General features: G+C 75.5%; 4 protein-coding genes. 2 read left to right on the top strand and 2 right to left on the bottom strand.

The window, feature by feature from the left end:
• Positions 1-944, bottom strand: a 944-nt coding sequence (gene hflC / locus K1J50_RS18530; RefSeq protein WP_220119228.1) for a protease modulator HflC, incomplete at its 3' end; no start/stop codon positions are given.
• The gene (gene hflK / locus K1J50_RS18525; RefSeq protein WP_220119227.1) at positions 941-2,221 is read right to left on the bottom strand and encodes an FtsH protease activity modulator HflK; all 1,281 of its coding nucleotides are present in this window, start codon (positions 2,219-2,221) and stop codon (positions 941-943) included. The genes hflK and hflC, both read right to left, overlap by 4 nt.
• Before the next feature lie 252 nt (positions 2,222-2,473).
• On the opposite strand from hflK, the gene K1J50_RS18520 reads away from it, so the two are divergent.
• Together K1J50_RS18520 and K1J50_RS18515 are read left to right on the top strand one after the other, a co-directional pair.
• Positions 2,474-3,625 (top strand): Mrp/NBP35 family ATP-binding protein, encoded by a 1,152-nt coding sequence (locus tag K1J50_RS18520; RefSeq protein ID WP_220119226.1) that lies wholly within the window; start codon positions 2,474-2,476, stop codon positions 3,623-3,625.
• A gap of 67 nt (positions 3,626-3,692) precedes the next feature.
• Entirely contained in the window at positions 3,693-4,448 is a 756-nt protein-coding gene (locus K1J50_RS18515; protein ID WP_220119225.1) for a TIGR02594 family protein, read from the top strand.
• Positions 4,449-4,805 lie beyond the last annotated feature (357 nt).

Genomic DNA, 4,805 nt, shown 5'->3' with positions numbered 1-4,805 from the left:
CCCCCGTTCGCCGCCGGGCCCGGGGCCGGGCCGGGCGCGCCGGAGGCCGCCGGGGCGACGCCGGCGGGCGGCGGCCGGCCGCCGGCCGGGCTTTCGCGGAAGTAGCGGAAGAACTCGGATTCGGGCGTCAGGACCAGCCGGGTCGAGCCGTCGCCGAAGGCTTCGCGATAGGCCTGCATGGTGCGCCAGAACTGGAAGAAGGCCGGGTCGCGCTGGAACGCCTCGGCGAAGATGCGGATCGCCTCCTGCTCGCCCTGGCCGCGCAGGATGTCGGCCTGGGCCTGCGCCTCGGCGAGCAGCACCGTGCGCTCGCGGTCGGCGTTGGCGCGGATGCGCAGCGACTCGCCCTGGCCCTCGGCGCGCTGCTCGCTGGCCACGCGCTGGCGCTCGGTCTGCATGCGCGAGAGGATCGCCTGGGTGTTCTCCTCCGGCAGGTCGGCGCGGCGGATGCGCACGTCCAGCACCTCGATGCCGAAGCGGCGCGCCTCCTCGTTCACCTGGTCGCGGATCTCGCCCATGATCCGCGCGCGGTCCTGCGACAGCACGGCGTCGAGCGGCTCGGTCCCGAGCACGCGGCGCAGCGCCGAGGAGACGATGGAGTTGAGCCGCGCCCGGATGCCGCCCTCGGTGCCGCGCACGGTCTGGAAGAACTGCAGCGGGTCGGTGATGCGGTAGCGCGTGAAGCTGTCCACGATCAGCCGGCGCTGGTCGCCGAGGATCACCTCCTCGCCCGGCGCGTCGTAGTCGAGCAGCCGGCGGTCGAAGGCGATCACGGACTGGATGAAGGGCAGCTTCGCGTGCAGGCCGGGCTCCCGGATCACGCGGATCGGCTCGCCGAACTGCGTGATCAGCACCTGCTGCGTCTGGTGCACCGTGAACAGGGTCGAGAAGGTGGTGATGACGGCGAGCACCGCCAGCGCGAGCAGGGCGATGGCGCGGTTCATCGCGGCAGCCCTCCTCCGGCCGGCCGCCCGCTGCCGCCGCCCGGCGGATAGGGCGGCGCAGGCCCGGCCGCGGCGCCGGCCTGCGGCGCTGCGCCCTGCGGGGAGAGCGGCGGGGGCCGGGAGAGCGGCAGGGAGGACAGGCCCGTGCCGGGCGACGGTGCCGCGCGGCCGGTCGGGCGCGCGGGCTCGCCGAGCGGCAGGAAGGGCACGACGCCCTGCAGCCGGTCGTCCACCAGCATCGTCGGATTGCGCCGCAGGATCTCCTCCATCGTCTCGAGGTACATGCGCCGCACCGTGATGTCCTGCGCCACCTGGTAGGCGGCGAGGACGGAGAGGAAGCGCTGCGCCTCGCCGCGGGCGCGCGCGACCTGGGCCTCGCGGAAGGCCTCGGCCTCCTGGATCAGGCGCTGGGCGTTGCCGCGCGCCTCGGGGAGGATGCTGTTGCGGTAGGCCTCGGCCTCGTTGCGGGCGCGCTCGCGGTCGGCGACCGCGCGCTGCACGTCGCGGAAGGCGTCGATCACTTCCGCCGGCGGGTCGGACTTGAGGAGCTGGACCTGGGTGATCTCCACCCCCGCGCCGTACTGGTCGAGGATCGCCTGGGTGCCCTGGCGCACCTGGACCTCGATCTGCCCGCGCGCCTGGCTGAGCGCGGGCTGGATCGGGGTGCGGCCGATCACCTCGCGCATCACGCTCTCGGCGGCCGACTTCACCGTGGCCTCGGGGTGGCGGGTGTTGAACAGGAACTCGGCGGCGTCGCGGATGCGCCAGAACACCGCAAAGTCGATGTCGATGATGTTCTCGTCGCCGGTGAGCATCAGGCTCTCCTCGCGGATGTCGGCCTGGCGCTGCACGCGCTGCACCGGCCCCTCGAGCGGGGCGCGGAAGCCGACGTCCACGCGGTTGATGCGCGTGACGCTCGGGGTGAGGACGGTCTCGATCGGCCAGGGGATGTGGTAGTTCAGGCCGGGCCCGGCCCAGCGGTGGTAGGCACCGAAGCGCAGGACGATGCCCTGCTCGTCCGGCTGCACCCGGTAGAAGCCCGAGACGCCCCAGAGCGCGATCAGGGCGAGGAGCAGCAGGGCGATCCCCTTGGCGCCGCTGCCGCCGCGGCGCGGCAGCACGCGGCGCACCGCCTCCTGCGCCTGGCGCAGCAGGTCGTCGAGGTCGGGGCCGCGGCCGCCCGGTCCGCCGCCCGGCGGCTGCGGCGGGCCGCCCCAGGGGCCGCCCGGGCGCGGGTTGCCCCAGGGGCTCGGTCCGCCGGGGGTGTTCCAGGCCATGCTGCGTGTCGCCTCCGAAATCCTGCCGGTCGGACCGGTCCGCCCGCCGGTTCCTGCTGCTGCCCCCGGTCCGCCCGGGCCACCGGCGCCACGCCGGCGCCGGGCCCGCGAGGCCGTGCCCGCACCGAGACCTGGCCAGAGGTCGCCCGGGCGGGCACAAGGCCACACCGCCGCGCGGCCGGACGGCGGTCGCGCCCCTTCGCGACGCGGGGGCCGCGGCGATATTGTCCGGAACCGAGGGGTTTTCAAGCGATGAGCGAAACGCTTGCCGAGTCGATCCGCAGCGCGCTGCGCGCGGTGGTGGATCCAGCGACCGGCCGGGACATCGTCTCCGCCGGCATGGTGGAGGGGCTGACGGTGCGCGACGGGATGGTGCAGTTCGCCCTGCAGGTCCCGCGCGAGCGGGCGCGCGCGCTCGAGCCGCTGCGCGCGGCCGCGGAGCGCGCGGCGCGCGGCGTGCCCGGCGTGCTGAGCGCGACCTGCGTGCTGACGGCGCACCGCGAGGCGCCGGCGGCGCCGCCGTCCGGCGCGCAGGGACCGGCCGGGGCGCGGCCGCACCAGGCCGGGCGCGGCGGACCGGCCGCGGCGGGGCAGGGGCCGATGCTGCTCCCCGAGGTGGGCGCGATCGTCGCCGTCGCCTCCGGCAAGGGGGGCGTGGGCAAGTCCACGACGGCGGTGAACCTCGCCGTCGCGCTCGCCGCCGAGGGCCTGCGCGTCGGGCTGCTCGACGCCGACATCTACGGCCCGTCGCTGCCGCGCATGCTGGGGCTGCGCGAGAAGCCGCGCGTCGCGGGGAGCCGCATCCTCCCGCTCTCCCGCTGGGGGCTGAAGGCGATGTCCATCGGCTTCCTCGTGGACGAGGAGACGGCGATGATCTGGCGCGGCCCGATGGTGATGGGCGCGCTCGAGCAGCTCATGGGCCAGGTCGAGTGGGGCGCGCTCGACATCATGGTGGTGGACATGCCGCCGGGGACGGGCGACGCGCAGCTCACCATGAGCCAGCGCGTCCCCCTCGCCGGCGCGGTGATCGTCTCGACCCCGCAGGACGTGGCGCTGGCGGACGCGCGGCGCGGGGTGCGGATGTTCGAGCGGGTGCAGGTGCCGGTGCTCGGCATCGTCGAGAACATGAGCTTCTTCTGCTGCCCGAACTGCGGCCACCGCAGCGAGCTGTTCGGCCACGGCGGGGCGCGGGCGGAGGCCGGGCGGCTCGGCGTCGAGTTCCTCGGCGAGCTGCCGCTGCGCCTCGAGATCCGCGAGCTCTCCGATGCCGGCACGCCGATCGTGGCGGCGCGGCCCGACACGCCGGAAGCGGAGGCCTACCGGGCCATCGCGCGGCGGCTGTGGGAGAAGGTGTCGGGCGGCGCCCGGGGGGCGCGGCCCGGGCCGCGCATCCTGGTTGAGTAGCGCCTTCCGGCCGGAATATCGTGGCACGGGGACCGGCAGGGACGCCGCATCGGGACCGGATCCGGCCATGGCCAGGCAGCCTCTGTTCCGCGAGACCACGGGCTGGGCGGTGAGGAGCCTGCGCAGGGCGATGGGCGTCTGGGCCGGCGCGTGCCTCGGCGACGGCGACCTCTTCGACGCCGCGCTCGGCGCTTGCGTGCGGCAGTTCCGCCGCGCCTACGGCCTGCCGGCGGGGGACCACTGGGAGTTCCCGCCGTGCTGCGGCTCGCCCCTCCTCTGGTGGGGCACGCTCTGCCCCGCCGGCATCGCGACGCCGTTCTGGTTCGACATCGCGATGTGCGAGATCGGCGAGCAGGAGGGCTCGGGCAAGGCCGTCAACAACCCGCGCATCGTCGAGTACCTGCAGCAGTTCGCGCACCTCAACCGGTCCGGGCTGTCGGCGGTGGACGAGACCGCCTGGTGCGGCGCCTTCGTCGCCTGGTGCCTGCAGCAGGCGGGGGTCGCCTCGAACGACTTCCTCAACGGGAAGTACCTCGCCGGCGCCAAGATGTGGCTGCACGTCGGCAAGAAGCTCGGCGATCCGGTGCCGGGCTGCGTGGCGGTGGTGCACAACGCCCATGCCGCGGCCTCGACCACGGCGACGGGCTGGCATGTCGGCCTGTACGTGGACGGCGACCGCTCCGGGGTGTGGCTGCTTGGCGGCAACCAGGGCAACAAGGTCTGCGTCGCGCCCTTCCTGCGCGCCAAGGGGTGGAGCGTCGAGGGATACCGCTGGCCGAGCGGGATGACCCTGCCGGCCCCCGGGAGGAAAGGCGGCCGCTAGGGCGGATCGCGGACGGCCGGAAACGGCCGGGAGCGCGAATCCGCCCGGCAGACGACGCGCCGGAGGCGTTGCCGCGCGCGCCGCCGGGCGGCGGCTCCGGCGCCGGCCGCGGGCGGCCGGGCGCAGGAATCGGCTCCGCCGGCGGTGCGGACGCAGCGGGCGGACGCGGCCCCGGCGGCGCGCAGGGTCACGCCCGCCTCCTGCCGGTCCGGCGCCCCAGCAGGAAGCCGAGCGCGAAGCTGCCGGACAGCAGCACGCCGACATCGCCGGCCAGCGCGTGGACGACGGGCAGCAGCACCAGGACGGCGAGGGCAAGGAGCAGCGCCGCCGCCCAGCGGCCGAGCGCGCCAGATGGCC

It is taken from the genome of Caldovatus aquaticus, from assembly GCF_019458025.1.
Taxonomy (GTDB): Bacteria; Pseudomonadota; Alphaproteobacteria; order Acetobacterales; family Acetobacteraceae; genus Caldovatus; species Caldovatus aquaticus.
The sequence above is the reverse complement of the archived record's forward strand: the minus strand, read 5'-3'. Positions and strand labels throughout refer to the sequence as shown.